The sequence below is a fragment of the Flavobacterium piscisymbiosum genome, from assembly GCF_020905295.1.
GTDB classification, from domain to species: domain Bacteria; phylum Bacteroidota; class Bacteroidia; order Flavobacteriales; family Flavobacteriaceae; genus Flavobacterium; species Flavobacterium piscisymbiosum.
The window spans coordinates 3,802,976-3,823,351 of sequence record NZ_JAJJMM010000001.1 but is presented as its reverse complement, the minus strand read 5'-3'; the positions used below and the strand labels follow the sequence as shown (position 1 = coordinate 3,823,351).

General features: G+C 35.1%; 16 protein-coding genes. 10 read left to right on the top strand and 6 right to left on the bottom strand.

Annotated elements, in window-relative coordinates:
• Positions 1-38 precede the first annotated feature (38 nt).
• The 4 genes from LNP81_RS16590 to LNP81_RS16575 form a co-directional block, all read right to left on the bottom strand.
• Positions 39-1,040 (bottom strand): NADP-dependent oxidoreductase, encoded by a 1,002-nt coding sequence (locus tag LNP81_RS16590; RefSeq protein WP_230037719.1) that lies wholly within the window; start codon positions 1,038-1,040, stop codon positions 39-41.
• Between the two features lie 23 nt (positions 1,041-1,063).
• Positions 1,064-1,831 (bottom strand): SDR family oxidoreductase, encoded by a 768-nt coding sequence (locus LNP81_RS16585; RefSeq protein ID WP_230037717.1) that lies wholly within the window; start codon positions 1,829-1,831, stop codon positions 1,064-1,066.
• Between the two features lie 7 nt (positions 1,832-1,838).
• The gene (locus tag LNP81_RS16580; protein ID WP_230037715.1) at positions 1,839-2,531 is read right to left on the bottom strand and encodes an SDR family oxidoreductase; all 693 of its coding nucleotides are present in this window, start codon (positions 2,529-2,531) and stop codon (positions 1,839-1,841) included.
• Between the two features lie 130 nt (positions 2,532-2,661).
• Entirely contained in the window at positions 2,662-3,252 is a 591-nt protein-coding gene (locus LNP81_RS16575) for a TetR/AcrR family transcriptional regulator (protein ID WP_230037713.1), read from the bottom strand.
• Between the two features lie 418 nt (positions 3,253-3,670).
• On the opposite strand from LNP81_RS16575, the gene ribB reads away from it, so the two are divergent.
• From ribB to LNP81_RS16540, 7 genes are all read left to right on the top strand, one after another.
• Complete coding sequence (ribB, locus tag LNP81_RS16570; protein WP_230037710.1) at positions 3,671-4,333, top strand: 3,4-dihydroxy-2-butanone-4-phosphate synthase; 663 nt, start codon at positions 3,671-3,673, stop codon at positions 4,331-4,333.
• 3 nt (positions 4,334-4,336) lie between these two features.
• Complete coding sequence (locus LNP81_RS16565; RefSeq protein WP_230037708.1) at positions 4,337-4,909, top strand: Crp/Fnr family transcriptional regulator; 573 nt, start codon at positions 4,337-4,339, stop codon at positions 4,907-4,909.
• Between the two features lie 383 nt (positions 4,910-5,292).
• Positions 5,293-5,640 (top strand): hypothetical protein, encoded by a 348-nt coding sequence (locus tag LNP81_RS16560; RefSeq protein ID WP_230037706.1) that lies wholly within the window; start codon positions 5,293-5,295, stop codon positions 5,638-5,640.
• 368 nt (positions 5,641-6,008) lie between these two features.
• Positions 6,009-6,482, top strand: a complete 474-nt coding sequence (locus tag LNP81_RS16555; protein ID WP_230037704.1) for a DUF4625 domain-containing protein — start codon at positions 6,009-6,011, stop codon at positions 6,480-6,482.
• A gap of 7 nt (positions 6,483-6,489) precedes the next feature.
• Positions 6,490-8,916, top strand: coding sequence for a TonB-dependent receptor (locus LNP81_RS16550; RefSeq protein ID WP_230037702.1), 2,427 nt, complete (start codon positions 6,490-6,492; stop codon positions 8,914-8,916).
• Positions 8,917-8,947: 31 nt separating this feature from the next.
• Entirely contained in the window at positions 8,948-9,856 is a 909-nt protein-coding gene (locus LNP81_RS16545; protein WP_230037700.1) for a DUF4625 domain-containing protein, read from the top strand.
• A 45-nt stretch (positions 9,857-9,901) separates the two neighbouring features.
• On the top strand, positions 9,902-11,116 hold the full coding sequence (locus LNP81_RS16540; protein WP_230037698.1) for a hypothetical protein: 1,215 nt from the start codon (positions 9,902-9,904) through the stop codon (positions 11,114-11,116).
• A gap of 620 nt (positions 11,117-11,736) precedes the next feature.
• Here the strand turns inward: LNP81_RS16540 and LNP81_RS16535 are convergent.
• Both LNP81_RS16535 and LNP81_RS16530 read right to left on the bottom strand, forming a co-directional pair.
• The gene (locus LNP81_RS16535; RefSeq protein WP_230037696.1) at positions 11,737-13,434 is read right to left on the bottom strand and encodes a ribonucleoside-diphosphate reductase subunit alpha; all 1,698 of its coding nucleotides are present in this window, start codon (positions 13,432-13,434) and stop codon (positions 11,737-11,739) included.
• Between the two features lie 17 nt (positions 13,435-13,451).
• The gene (locus LNP81_RS16530; RefSeq protein ID WP_230037694.1) at positions 13,452-14,426 is read right to left on the bottom strand and encodes a ribonucleotide-diphosphate reductase subunit beta; all 975 of its coding nucleotides are present in this window, start codon (positions 14,424-14,426) and stop codon (positions 13,452-13,454) included.
• A gap of 599 nt (positions 14,427-15,025) precedes the next feature.
• On the opposite strand from LNP81_RS16530, the gene LNP81_RS16525 reads away from it, so the two are divergent.
• The 3 genes from LNP81_RS16525 to LNP81_RS16515 all read left to right on the top strand — a co-directional run bounded on the left by LNP81_RS16525 (position 15,026) and on the right by LNP81_RS16515 (position 20,367).
• Positions 15,026-15,580, top strand: coding sequence for a GNAT family N-acetyltransferase (locus tag LNP81_RS16525; protein WP_230037692.1), 555 nt, complete (start codon positions 15,026-15,028; stop codon positions 15,578-15,580).
• Positions 15,581-16,098: 518 nt separating this feature from the next.
• Positions 16,099-17,661, top strand: a complete 1,563-nt coding sequence (locus LNP81_RS16520; RefSeq protein ID WP_230037690.1) for a histidine kinase — start codon at positions 16,099-16,101, stop codon at positions 17,659-17,661.
• A 105-nt stretch (positions 17,662-17,766) separates the two neighbouring features.
• Entirely contained in the window at positions 17,767-20,367 is a 2,601-nt protein-coding gene (locus LNP81_RS16515; protein WP_230037688.1) for a zinc-dependent metalloprotease, read from the top strand.
• The last annotated feature ends 9 nt before the right edge of the window (positions 20,368-20,376 follow it).

The following is a 20,376-nucleotide window of genomic DNA, read 5'->3' as shown; positions in this document are numbered from 1 at the left end:
TGATTCGAAGGCTTTTACTTTTTTATATTATTTAGTACTTATTTCATTTTGATTACAATTTTTCCTTTAGCACGTCCGCTTTCTACATACGATAAAGCTTCATTGGTTTTTTCGAAAGTAAAAACTTTATCGACAATTGGTTTAATGATTCCTGACTCGATAAGTGTTGTAATTTTGCTTAACTGTTGCCCATTCGCTTTCATAAATAGAAAAGAATAATCGACATTTTTATGCTTTGCTTTTTTACGAATTCCTGAACTTAATAACGAAAGGATAATCTTCACAAACCACGGTGCTCCAATTTCTTTAGCAAAAACAGGCGTTGGCGGTCCTGAAATAGAAATAAGTTTTCCGCCGGATTGTAGTATTCGCAGCGATTTTTCGAGCGTTTTTTGATCCTGACTGTTCAGTACAACATCGTAATTGTTCAAACGATTTTCGAAATCACTATTTTTATAATCAATAACGATATCTGCTCCAAGTTCCTTCATTAAATCAAAACTTTTGGCGCTTGCTGTAGTCGCAACAGTCGCTCCCAAATGTTTCGCTAACTGAATGGCGATTGTTCCTACGCCGCCTGAACCTGCCTGAATAAAAACTTCTTGTCCTTCTTTAACTTTTGCTCTTTCTACCAAAACCTGCCAGGCTGTTAAGGCAACTAACGGAATAGATGCTGCTTCTTCCATAGAAAGATTCTTCGGTTTTAGTGCAACATCGCTTTCATTTATGGCAATAAATTCGGCAAATGTACCAATACGGTGATCTGCAGGTCTTGCATAAACTTCATCTCCAACTTTAAAGTTTTTTACATTTTTGCCTGTTTTCGTAATTACTCCCGCTACATCATGCCCCAGGATTAATGGCAGTTTGTACCGCAAAATAAGTTTAAATTCTCCTGTTTTTATTTTAGAATCTAAAAGGTTCACTCCTGCTGCATAAATTTCAACCAGAACATCATTGTCTTTTATTTCCGGAACAGGCATTTCTGTAAGCTGCAAACTTCTGTTTTTAGCATATTTATCAATTGTAAATGCTTTCATTTTATCTCTTTTTAAAGTTCTAATTATTGCCTTAAACCTGCATATATTTTTTTAGGATTGACCAAATTAAAAGCCAATTGAGGAAAAAACCTGCTAACGACATATAACAATTTTGTATCTCCAACCCGAATCGTAAACTGATCTTTTTTGATTCCCGAAATAAGAGCTTTTACCAATTGTTCCGGAGTCATTTTTTTATCGTTTCTTTTGGCAGTCATTTCTGTTGCTACAACCGGAGGCAAAAGTTCGAAAACTTTTACGTTACTGTTTAGTATCTCCAGATTTTTTCTAAGTACTCTCGTATAAAAACTTAATGCAGCTTTAGTCGCTGAATAAGTTGGTTCTTCAAGCGCGGGTACCATACTCAAAATCGACGTTGTATTTATAATAGCGCTTTCTTTTCGTGATTTCAGCATGTCTATAAAAAGAGTATTCAATCGTATAACACCAAAATAATTGATATTCATTTCGTAAATAGCATTCTTCAGGATTTGATCACTTGCAATTCCCATATTAAGTGCCGGACTGCCAACACCTGCATTATTATACAAAATGTCTATTCCGCCCAATGAAGATACTTTCTCAAAAAGTGCCACTGCATCACCCTCATTTTCAACATCGCTTTTTATAGTTGTTAATGTTGGGAGCATTTTTTTTGCTGCATCTAATTTGGACTGATTTCTACCTGTGATAATAACATTGGCACCTTCGGCTAAAAACTGTTTTGCAGATTCTAAACCAATTCCCGAAGCTCCTCCGGTAATTAATATCGTTTTTCCTTTTATATTCATATCTAAATTATTTAAAAAATTGCTTTGAATCACCAACCGGAACATCAAATTGATTATTTTCTAAAGCCAAGAACAATTCATCAGCAACTTCTTTTGGAGGGATTCCGTCTGCACCACCAATTTCTGCCGAGAACTCCGTATTTACCAATGGCGGATATACCTCATAAATTTGAAGGTTTTTCTCTTCTTCATAAGTATATCGCAATGCAACTGTATAACTGTGCAATGCCGCTTTGGTCGCACCATAAGTTGGTACTAATTTATGACTGCCAAAAACAGCGATTGAGGAAATATTTACAACAGCAGCTTCTTCCTTTTGTATTAAATGAGGTAGTAAAAGTTCTGTAAAATGAATCACACTCAAATAGTTCGTATTCATCTCGATAGCTGCTTTTTCATGAGCATTCAAAGTTTCATTTAAGAGATAACTAAAAGCGGCACCGGCATTGTTAATGATGATATTAACCTCTGGATAAGTTTCCTTTAATTGCTTTGCAATACGAATTCTGTCTGCCTCTATCGACAAATCACCTTGTATGGCAGTTGCAGTATCCAGTTGTTTTAATGCATTTTCAAGGCGTTCTTTATTACGCCCGTTTATAATTACTTTATTGCCTGCAGCATTCAGTCTTTTAGCAATTGCCAAACCTATTCCGGCACTTCCTCCACTTATGAATACTGTATTTCCTGTTGTTTTCATTGTATATTATTTAAAATTAAAAATTTCGTTTTTTATGTTTTTTCGTTTAAATTCAATTATTTATTTTAACATTTAAACTTTTTAGTCTATTCTAAAATATACTTTTTAGTCTATTTTATATCAAAAAAAATTAGATCGTGTATCCTTCTAACTCAGCTTTTAGATTTTTAATCAGGCCTTGCATTGGTTTTGCCGTATTCATAACTCTGCACATTACGATTCCTCCCTCTACAGAAGCTACTAATTTGAAAGCAAAAACCACAGGATCGAGCGTAGTAGAAAACTCCCCATTATTGATTCCTTCCTGAAGTAAAGCACTTAATTCCTGCTGACCGTTTTTAAAAACTTTAGCCACTTTTTCTTTTATAAAAGGATAATTATCATCTGCTTCTACAGCTGTATTGAATATTGGGCATCCGCCGGAAATATAGGTCTCAATTGGATTCTTATAAAAATCCAAAAAAGCAAATATTTTACCTTTAATTGTTTTTCCGGAATAAACTGCGGCTCTGATTTTGTCTGAAACCATCTTAAGTGACAGATCGATTACTTGTTCAGACAAATCTTCTTTATTTTCAAAATGGCCGTAAAGACATCCTTTCGTAAGCTTTGTAGCTTCAAGAACATCATCAATATTGACTCCCGAAATACCTTTTTCATTATAAAGAGGTACTGCAGTTTCCAGTATAAATTGTTTTGTTTTTTCGGCCTTTGTAAGCATTTTGAAATAAAATTAGAGTACAAATATACTAAAAAGTATATTTTATAAAGTCAAAACATTAATTTTATATAATAATTAACTCTTTTCATATCAATAGTATTCACTTAGAATACTAATAAAGATTGCGCATAAACATAAATTTGAATTGTTTACCCCATATTCTTAAATAGTATTGCTTCTTCTTTTTTTTAAAACTCAAAGATTGTAAAAAAAAATTTGCGGAAATTTGTGTAATTTGTGGTTCCTCCTTCCGCTATAATAATTAGTGAAAATTCGTTGAATTCGTGACAAACTTTTTTTCAAGTCAAGCTTAAAATTCGGCACCAACTAAAAAGCTCATTTTATTGACCTACATCAAACTTTTGCATATTAAACAATTCTAGATTTGCTGCTCATTAATTTAATACCCAAAAATAAAATGATCAGCACACTAACATATCCTTTAGAAAAATTTGGTTTAACGAGCGTACAACGCGTAGAAAACGCATTACAACATTTACAAAACGGAAAAGGAATTTTATTAACCGATGACGAAGACCGCGAAAACGAAGGTGATTTGATTTTTTCGGCACAACATATAAGCGTTCAAAACATGGCGATGATGATTCGTGAATGCAGCGGAATCGTTTGTCTTTGCTTGCCTAACGAAAAAGCAGATCAACTCGAATTGCCTTATATGGTTCAGGAAAATACAAGCAGTTTTCAGACTCCGTTTACGATCACTATCGAAGCAAAAAAAGGTGTAACCACAGGAGTTTCGGCAGCAGATCGCGTTACTACAATTAAAGCTGCAAGTGCTGTAAATGCAAAAGCCTCTGACTTAGCCAGACCCGGACATATTTTCCCGTTAAGAGCCAAAAACAACGGCGTTCTCGAACGAAACGGACATACAGAAGGCAGCGTAGATTTGATGAAATTAGCGGGTTTACGACCAGAAGCTGTTTTATGCGAATTAATGAATGAAGATGGCAGTATGGCTAAACTCGGCAAAATCATTAGCTTTGCAGAAGAACACGATTTTGTAGTATTATCTATTGAGGATATCATTTATTACCGCAAATTTGTGAGAGATTATAAGTAACAAATGATATACGAGCAACTTGGTGATTATATAAAAAATCGTATTGAGGTTTCTGATGAAAACCTTAATACGATTTTATCTTATTTCAAACCTTTAAAACAAAGCAAAAATGAACTTCTGCTTTCGGCGGGGCAAACCAGTCAACATACGTATTTTGTGGGCAAAGGTTGTTTGAGGCTTTATTTTATCAATGAAGAAGGAAAAGATGTTACCCGATATATTGCTTTCGAAAATCAAATTGCTACAGCATTGGTCAGCTTTATTACCAAATTACCTTCTCTAGAATATATTCAGGTAATCGAAAAATCGGAACTTTTGTATATCAGCCATGAAGATTTTAATCATCTCCTCAAAACCGCTCCGGAATGGATGCAATTCTATTGTTCGTATTTAGAAAAAGCCTACGTAAATAATACCAACAGATTGATGTCGTTTACCACCATGGATGCTTTAGAGCGCTATCAATGGCTGCTAAAAATAAACCCAACGATCGTAAAACGTTTGCCCAACAAAATCGTCGCCTCATACATCAATGTCTCCCAGGAAACCCTAAGCAGACTGAAATCTAAGTTTTGATTTTAAAATCATCTTAATTTTTTATTCTTTACTCTAGATTCTTTACTCTTTACTCTTTACTCTTTACTCTTTACTCTTTACTCTTTACTCTTTACTCTTTACTCTTTACTCTTTACTCTTTACTCTTTACTCTTTACTCTTTACTCTTTACTCTTTACTCTTTACTCTTTACTCTTTACTCTTTACTCTTTACTCTTTACTCTTTACTCTTTACTCTTTACTCTTTACTCTTTACTCTTTACTCTTTACTCTTTACTCTTTACTCTTTATTCTTTATTCTTTATCTCACTAATTATTATATTTTTTAATGAAACAATGTTGCATTTATAAATAAGAATTTTATATTTGTAACAATATTGCATTATCAATATCGATTCATCTGAATGAAAAAGAAATTCAAAATCATAAATCTCTTTTTACCGCTTATAGTAGCATTTGCAATACTATTTCCGGCAATACATTCTTACGAACACATACAAAGCCATAATGCGCACAAATGCATTCAACACCAACATCATACGGCAAAAACCGAATTTAAGGCTCATGATCATTCGAATGAAGAATGCGCTATTTGTCATTTTAAATTTAGCCCTGTTACTACTTTTGAATTTGTTACGTTTCAGTTTTACAAAAACAGTACAATAATTCATTTTGTACATTTTTATTCAAAATCATATTCCCCATTTTTCAAAGGCTCTTTATTCTCATTAAGGGCACCTCCTATTGTTTAAAACTATAAAAAGTAATCATTTCATTTATATGAATTGATGTGCACTTATATGTTTTAGAATCTAATTTAGGTCAGAAAAGCAATTCACTTTTTCTAATCATTACTATTTCATTTTTCTTGCAACAACTTGCTTAGAAACGCTTTCTCTTATTTTAAAACGTAAAATTTTCCCTTACGGGGAATAAAACTACGTTGTCTAAAATCAGATTAAGAAGTAGTACCAGACCATATTTCTATCACAACTAAATTCAATATTCCAATTGAATCATCCCTTCGCACGACTTACTTTCCCAATTTCACAATTAATAATTATTTCCTGCTTTTCCGTAACTCAATTTTCTAAATATAATACTTTAAAAATCAATCCAAATGAAGCAAACTAAAACTCTCGTCTGCGTATTATTAGCTGTTTTCGCTCTCACATCCTGTAGCAGTGACAACAACGAAATTGACACCGAATATCCTGTAATCGATAATTCGGCTTCGAATGCATTCCCTGTACAATGCAGCGAAATAACCCGCGGTCAAAAAATCACATTCAAGGCAAAATTTACAGATAATGCTGCTTTGGGATCTTACAGCCTTGATATTCATCACAATTTTGATCATCACACGCACAGTACTGAAGTCAATAATTGTACTGCTGAACCTATCAAAAAACCTGTGAATCCAATGTTGTACATCAATTCGGTTACAATTCCAAACGAACAAAAAAGTTACGAAGCTGTTCAGGAAATCACGATCCCAACCGATATCGATCCGGGCGATTATCATTTCATGATTCGCTTGACCGATAAAGAAGGCTGGCAAACTATTAAAGGCCTAAGTATTAAAATTTTATAATGAATTGATGAACGAAAATAAACCGAATCGATTACGGACATTTTTCCTGATGCTTTGTTGCTTTGCTATAGTTGCAAAAGCTACAGCGCAATCTGTTCGAGTATCCGGCAGCGTATTTTCCGACGGACATAAATCGTTGGATGGCGCTATCGTAACGATTTATCCTTCTGCTATAAGTACTATTACAGACCAACAGGGAAATTTTTACTTTCCTCAAATCCCTAAAAATTCTAACAAATTAACAGTGAGTCATTCTGGTTATTCTTTTTATGAAATGAAACTTTCTTTGGATAAAAATTCAAATACAATACTTGCAATTTTGTTAAAACTCGAAGCAAAACAATTGCAGGAAGTTGTGATTACTGATCAGTCCCGTCGAAAAAAACAGGAATCCCTGAATATCGAAACCGTCAACAGTAGTTTTATACAACGCAATCTTGGCGGAAGCCTGATGCAATCATTGCAAAGACTTCCGGGGGTTAAAACCATTTCCATTGGTTCCGGAGGTTCAAAACCTTTAATACGCGGACTCAGTTTTAATCAGGTAATTGTGGTCGAGAATGGTATCAAACACGAAGGCCAGCAATGGGGCGCCGATCATGGTTTAGAAATCGATCAATATGCCGTTAATCGGGTTGAAATTATCAAAGGACCATCTTCGTTCATGTACGGATCTGATGCTATTGGCGGAGCCATCAATATAAAACCTGTGCCCTTTCCTGCCCAGCATGTTTTGGGCGGAAGCGTTGATTTTACAGGCAAAAGCAATAACGAACAATTTGGAGGATCGTTTAATTTATTTGGTCGAAATGAAAAATGGTTTTTCGATACCAGAATAACCACTATGGATTATGGCGATTACCGCGTACCAACTGATATAGTCCAGGTTTATAACTATGCGGTTCCGCTTTACAAAAACCATTTGCGCAATACAGCAGGTCGTGAAATGGATGTACACGGAAGTGTGGGCTATGTTTCTGATCGCTTTAAATCTATTTTTTACGTAAGTAATATTTACACCAAAAGTGGCTTTTTTGCCAATGCCCACGGGCTAGAACCGCGAAATGTTGATACGGAACTTCATGACAAATCGAGCCGTGATATTCTGATGCCTTTTCAGGAAGTAACGCATACTAAAATTAGTAATACAACTTCGTTTTCGATAGGAACTCACAAACTCGAAACACAATTAGGATTTCAGCAGAATTTCCGTCGCGAATGGAGCCATTATGTCAATCATGGATATATGCCGCCTATTTATCCTGACGATATGTACGCGCCAAAAGACCTGGAAAGACAATATGATAAAGAAGTTTTTTCAGTTGCGATTAAGGATGAGTTATCGTTAGGCAGACATGAATTTACAGTAGGTTTAAATGGCGAGCAGCAGCAAAATGAGATTAACGGCTGGAGTTTTCTGATTCCTGCCTTTAAGCAATCGACTGCAGGATTATTTGTTTATGATAAATTTCAGCTCAATGATTTGTGGCTGGTTCACGGTGCCATTCGTCTGGATCATGGTCAAATCGAAATGAAACCATACACCGATTGGTTTCAAAGCGAAGTCACCGAAAACGGTCAGACTACGCAGCAATATTTAGAACGTTCTCAAGAACTTACCCGAACTTTCAATAGTTTCAACTGGTCGGCAGGCGTGAATTATACGCCGGGGCAATGGTCGCTTAAAGCCAATGTGGGAACAAGTTTCAGAATGCCAATTGCCAAAGAATTGGCTTCAAACGGTGTAAATTATCATTATTTCAGGTTCGAAAAAGGTGATCCTAATTTATCGGCAGAACATTCGTATCAGCTAGATCTTGGTATGGAATGGCAGGAAAACAAATGGTCGGTGCAACTGAGTCCGTTTTTTAATTATTTCCCCAATTACATTTACCTGAATCCTACTTCGCAACATGATATTTATTACGGAGCAGGCAATCAGGTATTTGAATATGAGCAAAGCAAAGTCATGCGTTACGGCGGTGAATTGCAGACGCGTTATCAGTTCCTGAAAAATTTAAGCGGAGAAATTCTGGCCGAATATCTTTACTCGGAACAATTATCCGGGAGCAAAAAAGGATATACACTTCCCTTTTCTCCGCCCGCTTCGGTTTTATTTGGGATGACGTACAATCCGGAAATCAAAAATTTAAAAGACACTTATTTTTCCCTTGATTATCGGTATACGGCGCAACAAAATCAAATCGTTCCACCCGAAAGAAAAACTGCAGCCAGCAACGTCTTCAATCTCGCGATGGGAACCAAGGCAAAAGCAGGACAACAGGATTTTATTATTAGTATTCAGGTTCAGAATTTATTCAATACAAAATACCTCAATCATACCAGTTTTTACAGGTTGATCGAACTTCCCGAAGCCAGCAGAAACATCATTCTATCGGTTAAAATTCCTTTTTTAATACATAAATCAATTTAATATGAATGCAATTAACAAACCCCAATTCCTTATGAAAAAAGCAAAATTATTTCTGCTGTTTTTTGTTATCGCCGCCGGATTTATGGCCTGTAACAACGACAATGACGACAACAACGAAGTTTTGAAACCAACAGCCACCAATGTTGAAATTGGAACTGGCAATAACAAAAAAGCCTTAATTGGACGTGATTTCCATTTTAATGCTGATGTACTTGCCGGAGACAAAATCGCCGATGTCCAAATTAAAATACTTCCAAAAAAAGGAGAAACGTATACCAAAGACTGGAAGTTCGAATTGTCTTTTGCAGAATACAAAGGCGCTAAAAATACCAATGTGCACAAACATTTCAATATTCCTGCAGACGCTCCCGAAGGTAAATTCGATTTCTCGTTTATTGTTCTGGACGAAAACGGATCGCAACTCGAAATCAAAGAAGAAGTTACCATTACAGATCCAGCCAATATGCCTGCTGATCCGCTAATTGGCCGTGATATGCTTTCCCGAAATGACGATCTTATTTATTATATGGAAACCTGGGTAGAACCGGAATTGATCTTCAAAAAGAACGATAAGATTACGGCACATGCACAAGTAAGCCAGATTATGGGCGACGGAATATTATATTCGGTTTTGATCAAAAAGAGCCTGAATTACCATCCTGAAAGTATTGATAATCTTGATTTCAAAAAAGTTATAGTAATCTCAAAAGTAGAACACAAAGGTCTTGCTCCGGCTTCAAAAATTGCTACACTGCAAAAGATCAATGATGCTTGGGGCGGCGAAAGTATCGTTGTTGGCGCTGATAAAGATGCCGAAGGAAACCCAACAACAGCAGACAAATCATGGCAATCCGGGCAATACAATTGGGTTATTCTTTACAAAAACACCTCTTATAATTTGAGTGTTTACAAATCAATGCCTGTTACCATCAATTTTTAATCTACACATTTTTTAAAACCTAAATTAATTTAAACACGTTTTACCATGAAAAACAATTATTTCAAGCTCCTTTTCTTATTTGCTTTATCTACTTTTGCTGTCTCTTGTAGCAATGACGATGACAATGCCACCGAAACGCCAGAAGAAGCGTTGACAGAATATAAATATTTGCGATTATTACTTTCTGATGAAAAAACCACAGCTATAACATTAGTAAATCCGGTTGATGCGACAATCACTTCTTTTAATGCAAAATTTGCAAAGTCAGCACTTTATACTACAGAATCAGGAAGATATGCCGGAATTGTACACAGAGCAGACAATACCGTTGAAACTTTTGACAGCGGATTCGAAAGCCACGGCGATCACGTTGATGTAGACGGAAATCCAAAATTCGGTGCCTTAACGGGTCAATCACTTTTGCCAACGCACTTTAAAAGTAAAATTGGAGAATTACTGACTTTCAACGATGGAGACGGAACTTTATCGGTAGCCAAAGAATCGGAGATTAATACTGCCGGAGCTAAATTTAAAACCATAAATGCAGGTTTATTGGCACATCACGGCGCTATGGCGACTTTCTCAAACGGAACTTATGCTATTACTCAAAAAGACAATTCGGTTGCGGGAACATTACCGGAAAAAGTAAAAATTATCGATAATACCGGTAAAACGCTGTTCGAATCTACTGTTGCAACAAAAGGAATCCACGGAAATGCTTCTGACGGAACTTACGCTGTTTTTGGTTCTGCAAGCGGTGTTCTTGTAGTAGAAAGTTCTGGAAAACAAAAACTAATTGCACTTCCTGAAGATTTTGGAACGGCTTGGTTTGGAACCATTTTAGAAACTAAAGCCAAAGGAAAATTTATAGGATATACTGCCGCAAAAGGCGCTTATTTAATTGATGTTGCAGCCGGAACCATAAAACCAATCTTGCAAAGCACCAACATTATGCAATGTAAAGTAAGTTACAACAACAGCAAATTAGGAATTCTATTATTTTCAGGTGAATTCAAATTATTCAACTTAACGAGTTTGCAAGTTGAAAAAGAGGCAAAAGTAATTCCGGAAACAGCAAGCGATGCCACATCAAAACCACAAATTCAGTTAACAGAGAATTTTGCTTATATCACTTCTCCAAACACAGGAGAATTGTTTCAGTTGAACTTGTCGAATATGGCAATTGCTAAGAAAATCAAGGTTTCGAATACGCCTTATACCATTACTATTTTAGGTTTTGAAAATAGTAAAAGCCATTAGGTTTTTGTTTTTTTAGTTTGAAAGAGACTGTCTGTAAAAGGGCAGTCTTTTTTTTAGGAGCTAATCCCGCTATCCGTTCCAATCTTTTGTTCCGAACCCCGGAACAAAAGGATTTCCACTTCTATCGGGGCTAGGACAATCATTTTCATAACAATATTATCTTATAGTTTGTCATCTTGGAACGAGGGATCCTCGCAAGAAACTGACACAAGGTTTATCTACCATGTCGAGCTACTAACGGAGATCCCTCGTTCCTCGGGATGACAAAAATGAGCATAGATCTTTGTCAAAATTTTAAACTTTGGCAAAGTTATAACGTACTGTTTGTCATCTCGACGCAGGAGAGATCACACACGGAACTCGACAAAGATTGTTGATTTTCTTTGCGGCATTTCTTCTGTGATCTCTTCTCCGTCGAGAGATGACAAGATTCTGGTGACATTTTTTTGTCGAGTTATTTGCGGGGATCCCTCGTTTCTCGGGATGACAAAAATGCGATGATCAACTTTGACAAAGATGCTGCACCTTAAATAAAACCAGTGAAAACCCGTAAAACCCGCATAATCCGTGGGCCAAAAATTGCCACAAAAAAAGGCTGTCTAAACAAACAGCCTTTACTTTTATGATTCGCAACTACTACACGTTACCAAACTCGTAACTAATTCTTTAGATACACTTTGGCTGCGTTGGTAATACAAACTTTTGATTCCTAATTGCCATGCTTCGATCAGCAAACGGTTTACCTCTTTAATTGGCAAATCCGAAGGGATATTCAAGTTGATGCTTTGCCCCTGATCTACATATTTCTGACGGATAGAGGCTTGTTGTACAATCTCTAACTGACTGATTTCTTTAAAGGTTTTAAAGACATCTTTCTCTAATTGACTCAACTGACTCATGTGCTGAACGCTTCCGCCATTTAGCATGATTTCTCTCCAAACTTCTTCGTTATCAAGACCTTTTTCTTCTAATAATGTTTTTAGGTATTTATTCTTACGCATAAAATTACCTTTGCTCAAGCCAGCTTTATAGTAATTGCTGCTAAAAGGCTCAATTCCTGGCGAAGTTTGTCCTAAAATAGCCGATGATGAAGTGGTTGGCGCAATTGCCATTGTAGTGGTATTACGTCTTCCGTATCCTTTTAGCAATTCAGGTTCACCGTAAATTCTAGCTAAATCCTGAGTCGCTTTATCGGCTTTGTCACTGATATGTTTGAAAATTTCTGTGGTTTTCATTTTGGCTTCAAGACCTTCAAACGGAATCATATTTTTTTGCAAATACGAATGCCATCCTAAAACTCCTAATCCCAATGCGCGGTGTCTTTTTGCAAAACGATTCGCTGCTGCCAGATAATAGTTTCCTTCGGTTTTTTCGATGAATTCCTGTAAAACAGCATCAAGGAAAAAGATCGCCAGTTTTACAGCTTCAGTATCTTTCCATTCTTCATAAAGTTCCAGATTCATTGACGAAAGACAGCAAATAAACGATTCATCAAAACTTGACGGCAACATGATTTCGCTACACAAATTACTCGCGTTTATACGCAGGTTTTTATCTTTATAAACTTGTGGTTTGTTTTTGTTTACGTTGTCGCTAAAAAAGATATAAGGCAATCCTTTTTGCTGACGGCTTTCGAGAACTTTAGCCCAAACTTGTCTTTTATCTGCATCACCATCAATCATTTCCTGCATCCAGTAATCGGGCACGCAAATTCCGGTAAACAAGTTCTGGATTGGATTTCCGATACTTTTGATTTTCAAAAACTCTTCGATATCCGGGTGATCTACATCTAAATATGCTGCAAAAGCACCTCTACGAACGCCACCTTGCGAAATGGTATCCATTGTCGTATCAAAAAGTTTCATGAAACTTACCGCTCCACTACTCTTTCCGTTATCGGTTACGGCGCTTCCTCTCTCACGTAATTCTCCAAAATATCCGGATGTTCCTCCGCCAATTTTGGTTTGCATGATTACTTCACCTAATTTATGTGTAATTCCTTCGATTTCATCGGGAACGTGAACATTAAAACAAGAAATTGGCAAACCGCGTTCTGTTCCCATATTGGCCCAAACCGGTGAACTAATACTCATCCAGCCGCGTTCGATCATTTCTACAAAAGACTCTTTTAACTCGGGTTTGTACAATCTTTTTGCTGCAGCGGTACAAATTCTGTCAATTGCACCTTCTACAGTTTCACCTTTTAAAAGATATCCACGATTTAAAATTTGCTCACTTTCAGAGTTTTTCCACCACATTTTATTGTCTGCTTCGCTTAGCGGAGCGCTGTTTCCTGAGATTGTATCTATTGTATTCATAATTGTAATTTGCTGTTTTAGAAAAGGTCGTTTGCCGTAATACTTTTGTCGTGTTTGGTATATTCTACCGGTCTTTTCGCAAAGAAATCATCCAGACTGTTAGCAAAAACTTCTTCTTCGAACCATGCCATGGCTTTATAATCCTCGGCAGGAACATTGAATATTGTTGGAATATTGATTTGAGTCAGACTCTCGTCTAATCTAAATTTCATGAAGTTTACCAAATCTGCTTTTTTGATTGTTTCGATTTCACCATCTTCAAAAATCCAGTCTAATATATCTGCTTCTACGTTGATCGAATCCTTAACTGTTTCTCTAATAAGCGTTAAAGTTTCTTCGTCGAAATAATCCGGGAATTCCTCGCGTATTTTGTTTACAATATAAATTCCGCCATTGGCATGAATTTGTTCGTCTATAGAAGTCCATGCGATAATGTTGCTCACATTTTTCATATATCCTTTAAACCTTGTAAACGATAATAAAATCGCAAACTGACTAAAAAGTGATACATTTTCGATCAGAATACTAAACAATATCAATGAAACCACATACTTTTTATTGTCCTGAGATTTGGTATCTTTTAATACATTCGAAAGATAATCGACACGTTTGCGGATTACTGGAATTTCCATCAGTTTTTCGAATTCATCATTATAACCTAAAACTTCCAAAAGACGCGAATAAGCCTCAGAATGCCTGAACTCACATTCGGCAAACGTACTTCCTAATCCGTTGAATTCCGGTTTTGGGAAATGCTCGTAAATGTTACCCCAAAAACTTTTTACAGCTACTTCTATTTGTGCAATAGCCAATAAACTGTTTTTAATGGCTGTTTTTTCGGCTGCATTCAAATGCGAATGAAAATCCTGAGTATCAGCAGTAAAATCGACTTCGGTATGAACCCAATACGCTTTATTTATAGCTTCTGTAAATTGCAATACCTCTGGATACTCAAAAGGTTTATAATTGATTCTTTTATCGAAAATAGACATATGTATAGTATTAAATGGTGACTTATTTAAAATAAAAATGATTCGTTTATTGGGGATTTCAACGACATTTCTATACCTACAAAATTAACCCACAGTTCTTCTTTCGACCACCTTTTGATGTTAAAAATCCATCCAATTATCAACAGCTTCAAGCCCCTTAAAATTGATGTAAAATTTACTTTTTATCAACAGCATCATAATAATCCGTAACACCCGAAACATCAGCTATTTAAAATAAATCTAAATAGAGTTATCAACATAAAAAACTGCTTCAATATCACTTTCAAAAAAAACAGTTATCAACAATCAACTTTAAAAAAGTAACTTTTTTAATACAGAAACAGTGATTTTCAAAAAATAATTATGTCTCGATAACTCATTTTTGTTACTGTGCTTTTCGGTCTAATAATTGGTTATTTTACAACTTCAAAAAGCAAATAACTAGCTGATTATAAATATTTTAAATTTAAATTTTAATAAATTATGATTTTGAAAGTTTTATCGAAAATTTAAAAATGGCGCCTATTTATCGCATTATTTTAAAGAAAAGAATCAATACTTAAAACTTACCGTAATTTTGTACTCTTAAAATACATATCGTGATTATTAGAAAAGCAACTATTGAAGATTCTGAATCTATTGCCAAATATTTGTTGCTGGCAATGGAAGAAATAATTTATAAATTCATTGGCGAAAAAGATCCTAAAACGGCCTATTATTTCCTGCTTCATTTTGTTGAATATGAAAGCAATCAGTACTCGTATCAGAATTGTTTTGTGGCTGAAGAAAACGATGAAATTGTAGGAGCTGTTGCTGTTTATGATGGAGCAAAATTGCAGGAACTTCGTAAACCTGTTGTGGATTATGTTCGTCTTAATTTCAATCCTGATTTTAGTCCAGAAAATGAAACCCAAAGTGGGGAATTTTATATTGACGCATTAGGCGTAAGTCCAAATCATCAGGGAAAAGGAATTGGTTCTCAATTATTGCAGTTTTTGATTGAAGAAATTGTAACCAAAAACAAGCAGACTTTAGGTTTATTGGTTGAAGAAGGAAATCCGGGTGCGAAGAAACTATATCTTAAATTAGGGTTTAGGGTTGTTGGAGTGAAAACTTTAGTCGGGAAAACTTTGGAACATCTTCAGATTTCTTAATTTTTATTTCAAGTTTCAGGTTTGAAATGAGCATACTTTGTCATTTTACCGCAATCCCGATAGCTATCGGGAGCTAAGATTTACGCAAAGTTCGCAAAGCTTTGCGTTCAATCCATTTTTTATAATCGCGCAAAGTCGCAGAGTCGCAAAGCTTTTACATTTTTTAACTTGGCGGCTTTGCAACTTTACGCGAAATCCTAGGTAATTAATCAAAAAAAAAATACTAATCTAGCAAAGTTCGCAAAGCTTAATTAAAGACAAAGCTTTGCGAACTTTGCGTTTTTATTAAAACCTTGCTTAATAAAAAACTTTGCTCCCGATAGCTATCGGGATTGCGGTTAAATTATAAAGTACTTCCCTCTTAACAAGATTTTTACTAAACGACTACCCGAAATATGTGTTAAGATTTCATAACTCAAAGTGTATCAGTCAAAAAGTTTTATATTTGCACACGAAAAAAATTTATTACCCTATTGCAATTAAGGAGTTCGATGCTCCTTAATTTTTTTTATTACACTTTGAAATTTACTTTAAAAAATACTTTTTCCAGCAGGAACTTCTTCATTTTAGGAATCATTTTCGTTTTTCTTACGTTGCTTTCTATTTATATCCTGAGCGGTTTGATGACTGAGGTTACTGAAAAATCAAATGCAGAAAGCTCACAGCGTAGTTTTGTAAAAAAACAGGAAGTTATTGCACAGGAATTGTCACGCTTCTTGGAATCAAAAAGTGAACTGAAACGAATTGTAGATATCAGCAACACTAAAAATTTATCTGATAATTTAAAGGTTTTAAGTAACATTCATGCCAATGATAGTCTGGTAAAAAACAACTGGTTTCAGATCGACGATCATAAAATAGAATTTACCGTTTCTAAAAACGATTCCAATCTCGAAATTGCTATAAAAGATTTTGTTGCTAAAAACAGAGATCTTAATCAATCTAATACTATTGTCGAAGATCCTGAAAACTTTTTCTGGCGCATTTATTATAAGTATACCACTGCAAATGGAACTGTAATACGATATGGCTACGACATTGATTTGAAATCGCTTCAGACTTATTTCTCGACTATTGATCAAAAAGCGCCTAATTATGCTTTTGTGTTTGATAAAAAAGGAACGATTATTTATCATCCTGAAATAAAATTATTGAAAAAGAACATTTTTCAACTTACTAATATTGCGCCTCAGGATACTACTTTTTCTAAAAGAGAGGATTTTAGCAAGAGAATTGCCCCATCAGAATATTTGCTTTTAGATATTGTACGCTATACCAAACGCCTGAATGTAAAAGGAACAAATTGGTATATAGCTGTAAATTTTCCGAGAGAAATTTCGAATGAAGATGTAAATGCGGTAAAAAAATATGCGTATCTCATTTATATCATTACTACTGCCATTTTAATTGTATTCTTTTATTTGTTTACCATTTTTACGCGCAGAACTTTTCAGGAAAAAGAAATCTTGTCGCAGGAAAAAAACAAATTGCTGCTAGAAAACGAAATGATTAATAAGGAGAAAGCCCTGATTCAGTTACAACAATTAAAGGAGCAGATTAATCCGCACTTTTTGTTCAATTCGCTGAATTCGCTTTATATGCTAATTGAAAGCAATACCGGAGTAGCAAGAAAGTTTACATTAAACCTTTCTAAAATTTACAGATACCTTATTAATCCGCCGCTTAATAATATTGTTACGGTGCAGGAAGAATTGCTTTTTATCGAAAAATATATCTTTTTGCAGCAAACCCGTTTTACTGAGGAATTCGTCTTTACTATTACTATTGAAGATGAAAGCTTTCTGGCAAAAAAAGTGCCTTATCTGGCTTTTCAGATTGCTGTAGAAAATGCAATTAAGCATAATATTGCTTCTGAAGAAACTCCTTTACAAATCACAATTAACATTAACGAAAACGTTGTAATTATTACCAATAATTTAAACGAAAAGCAAAACTTCGGGAAAGAATCTAAGTTTGGTCACAAATACTTAGAAAGTATTTATAAATACTACTCTAAAGACAATTTTAAAGCGTATAAAAAAGACGGCGATTTTACTTGCATTTTACCTTTAATTGGATAAAAAAAAACATTCACTCCCGAAAAAAAGCCACTCACTCCATTTTGCTTTTTTTAACGTAATTCATGCAATATTTTTAGCCAAAAATTAACCTAAACTTAACTTTCTATGAGAGAAAAGGCATTGTTGAGAAGTCTAAAAAATATCGCTTTGGTGGTATTGGTACTGAATACTAGTACTATGATTGCTCAAAAAAAGAACAAAAAGAATAAAGAAGACAAAACAGAACAAGTTAAGGATTCATTAAAAAATGCGAAAGGACAAAAATATGATGACCTTATTAAAAAAGGTACATTCAAAAAAGGTCTTTTCAATACTATTCAGGTAAAAACAGATCTTTATCTGGAGATCAACGATTCACTTTTTCAAAGAGAATTCTTAGTCGTTAATAAAATTTCAAATGTTCCTTTACCTGTTAATGATGCAGGTTTAAACAGAGGAATGAATTACGAGAATAAAATCATCACGTTTCATAAAGATTTGGTTGCCAAAAAAGTTTGGGTAAAATCATCTGTACCAAAAGTTTCATCGCCGGTTGGAGACGCTATTACAGCATCTGTAAACAGTAACTTTTCAGAATCGATTATCGAAGTTTTTGATATCGAAACTAAAAACAACGATTCGACATCGGTAGTAATAAAAGCCAATAAGGTTTTTGACGGAAAGCAAAAAAGCTTTAATGATGTTTTAAGCAATATTGGTTTTGGAGGATCTGTAAAATCTGAACTTTCGTATATAGAAAATGTGAAAACGTTTCCTAAAAATATTGTGGTTAAATCGCAGCTGACTACTTCTGTAAGCGAAGGCGGTCCTGCCCTTTCGGTTACTTTTGGGGTTACTTCTAATATTGTTTTATTGGATAAAGTACCTATGCAAGTTCGTTTTGCCGACAAACGTGTTGGATATTTCTCAGAAAAACACTGGTATTTCAGCGACAGCCAACATGCAGTATTAGAAAAAGAATTGATCACGCGTTGGAGATTAGAACCTAAAAAAGAGGATATCGAAAAATACAAAAGAGGTGAATTAGTAGAACCTAAAAAACCTATTGTTTATTATATCGACCCATCTACACCTAAACAATGGCGTTCTTATATTATAGAAGGTGTTCGCGACTGGCAGGCTGCTTTTGAAAAAGCAGGATTTAAAAATGCTGTAATTGCAAAAGAGCCTACAGAAGAAGATACTGATTTTGATATTGATGACGTACGCTATTCGGTTATAACTTATGTAGCGTCTCAAAAATCGAATGCTATGGGACCTGCAGTTGTAGACCCAAGAAGTGGTGAAATCATCGAATCTGATATTATCTGGTGGCATAACGTAATGACTTCATTACAAAGCTGGATGCGCATTCAGACTGGCGCAATCGACCCTAAAGCAAGAGGAAACAAATTTAGTGATGAACATATGGGAGAAGCAATTCGTTTTGTATCGTCTCATGAGGTTGGACATACTTTTGGTTTAAAACACAATATGGGGGCTTCATTTGCTTATCCGGTAGAATCATTAAGATCACCGGCTTTTACAGCAAAAATGGGCGGAACTGCTCCATCAATCATGGATTATGCACGTTACAATTATATCGCTCAACCGGAAGATAACGTAGAAGCGATTACTCCAAAAATTGGTGAATACGATAAATATGCTATCGAATGGGGTTACAGATGGTATGGGGATCAAACAGAAGAGCACAATGCTTTGAATGCATTGATTACAAAACACCAGGATGATCCGGTTTATTTTTACGGAGAACAACAAGATGGTGACGCTACGATAGATCCGCGTTCGCAATCTGAAGATTTGGGTGATGATGCGATGAAAGCGAGCGAATACGGACTTAAAAACTTAAAAAGAGTTGTGGGTAAAATCCTTGAATGGACGTACGACAAAGACGAATCTTACTACCAGACGGGTAAATTATATATTGGTGCAATTGGCCAGTGGAATCTATATAACTATCATGTATTGACCAATGTAGGTGGTGTTTACCTGAACACAACGGTTCACGGTGATAACAAACAAAGTTATGTTGCGGTTCCTGCAGCAATCCAGAAAAGAGCGGTTTCGTACTTATTAAACAATAGTATCAAGCTTCCGGAATGGTTGTTTTTTAACCCGATTTTAGATAAAACAAATCCGTTGAAAGATTCTCCTCTTGGACCTTATGAGTATACTCCTTACACATTGGCAAGAGAATTACAATACGGAGTTCTATACAGTTTATTAAGCGACGATCGTTTGTTGCGAATTACCGAAAACGAGTTGTATCAGCGCAACGAAACCAAAGAAAATGTGTTCACTGTAACACAATTATTCAAAACATTACACCAAAATATTTTTGCTCCTACCATTCAGAATAAATCGCTTACGATTATGGAGCGTATGACTCAGAAAAATTATGTTGATGTACTGATTGTTTCGACAAATAAACTTTTTGAAAAAACTGACGCGAAAAAAATCATTCAGTTAGAAGAAACATTAAGCATGCCTCATTTGTGTGATTATTTAGATGAATCTAAAATGGCGCGTAACATTAATCAATCTTCTCTAAAAAGAGTTTCTGAAGTGACATCTGATAAAAAAGGCGAATTGAATCAGGTGTTACAATTACTGAAAACGAAAAGAAACATCGGAAATCAGGAAACCAGAAACCATTATTTTGATTTGATTCAACGTATTGAAAAGGCTTTAAACAACACACTATAAATTAATACA

Coding starts and splice junctions, on each gene's coding strand:
- LNP81_RS16590 (WP_230037719.1), bottom strand. CDS start 1,040: ATGAAAGCATTTACAATTGATAAATATGCTAAAAACAGAAGTTTGCAG.
- LNP81_RS16585 (WP_230037717.1), bottom strand. CDS start 1,831: ATGAATATAAAAGGAAAAACGATATTAATTACCGGAGGAGCTTCGGGA.
- LNP81_RS16580 (WP_230037715.1), bottom strand. CDS start 2,531: ATGAAAACAACAGGAAATACAGTATTCATAAGTGGAGGAAGTGCCGGA.
- LNP81_RS16575 (WP_230037713.1), bottom strand. CDS start 3,252: ATGCTTACAAAGGCCGAAAAAACAAAACAATTTATACTGGAAACTGCA.
- ribB (WP_230037710.1), top strand. CDS start 3,671: ATGATCAGCACACTAACATATCCTTTAGAAAAATTTGGTTTAACGAGC.
- LNP81_RS16565 (WP_230037708.1), top strand. CDS start 4,337: ATGATATACGAGCAACTTGGTGATTATATAAAAAATCGTATTGAGGTT.
- LNP81_RS16560 (WP_230037706.1), top strand. CDS start 5,293: ATGAAAAAGAAATTCAAAATCATAAATCTCTTTTTACCGCTTATAGTA.
- LNP81_RS16555 (WP_230037704.1), top strand. CDS start 6,009: ATGAAGCAAACTAAAACTCTCGTCTGCGTATTATTAGCTGTTTTCGCT.
- LNP81_RS16550 (WP_230037702.1), top strand. CDS start 6,490: ATGAACGAAAATAAACCGAATCGATTACGGACATTTTTCCTGATGCTT.
- LNP81_RS16545 (WP_230037700.1), top strand. CDS start 8,948: ATGAAAAAAGCAAAATTATTTCTGCTGTTTTTTGTTATCGCCGCCGGA.
- LNP81_RS16540 (WP_230037698.1), top strand. CDS start 9,902: ATGAAAAACAATTATTTCAAGCTCCTTTTCTTATTTGCTTTATCTACT.
- LNP81_RS16535 (WP_230037696.1), bottom strand. CDS start 13,434: ATGAATACAATAGATACAATCTCAGGAAACAGCGCTCCGCTAAGCGAA.
- LNP81_RS16530 (WP_230037694.1), bottom strand. CDS start 14,426: ATGTCTATTTTCGATAAAAGAATCAATTATAAACCTTTTGAGTATCCA.
- LNP81_RS16515 (WP_230037688.1), top strand. CDS start 17,767: ATGAGAGAAAAGGCATTGTTGAGAAGTCTAAAAAATATCGCTTTGGTG.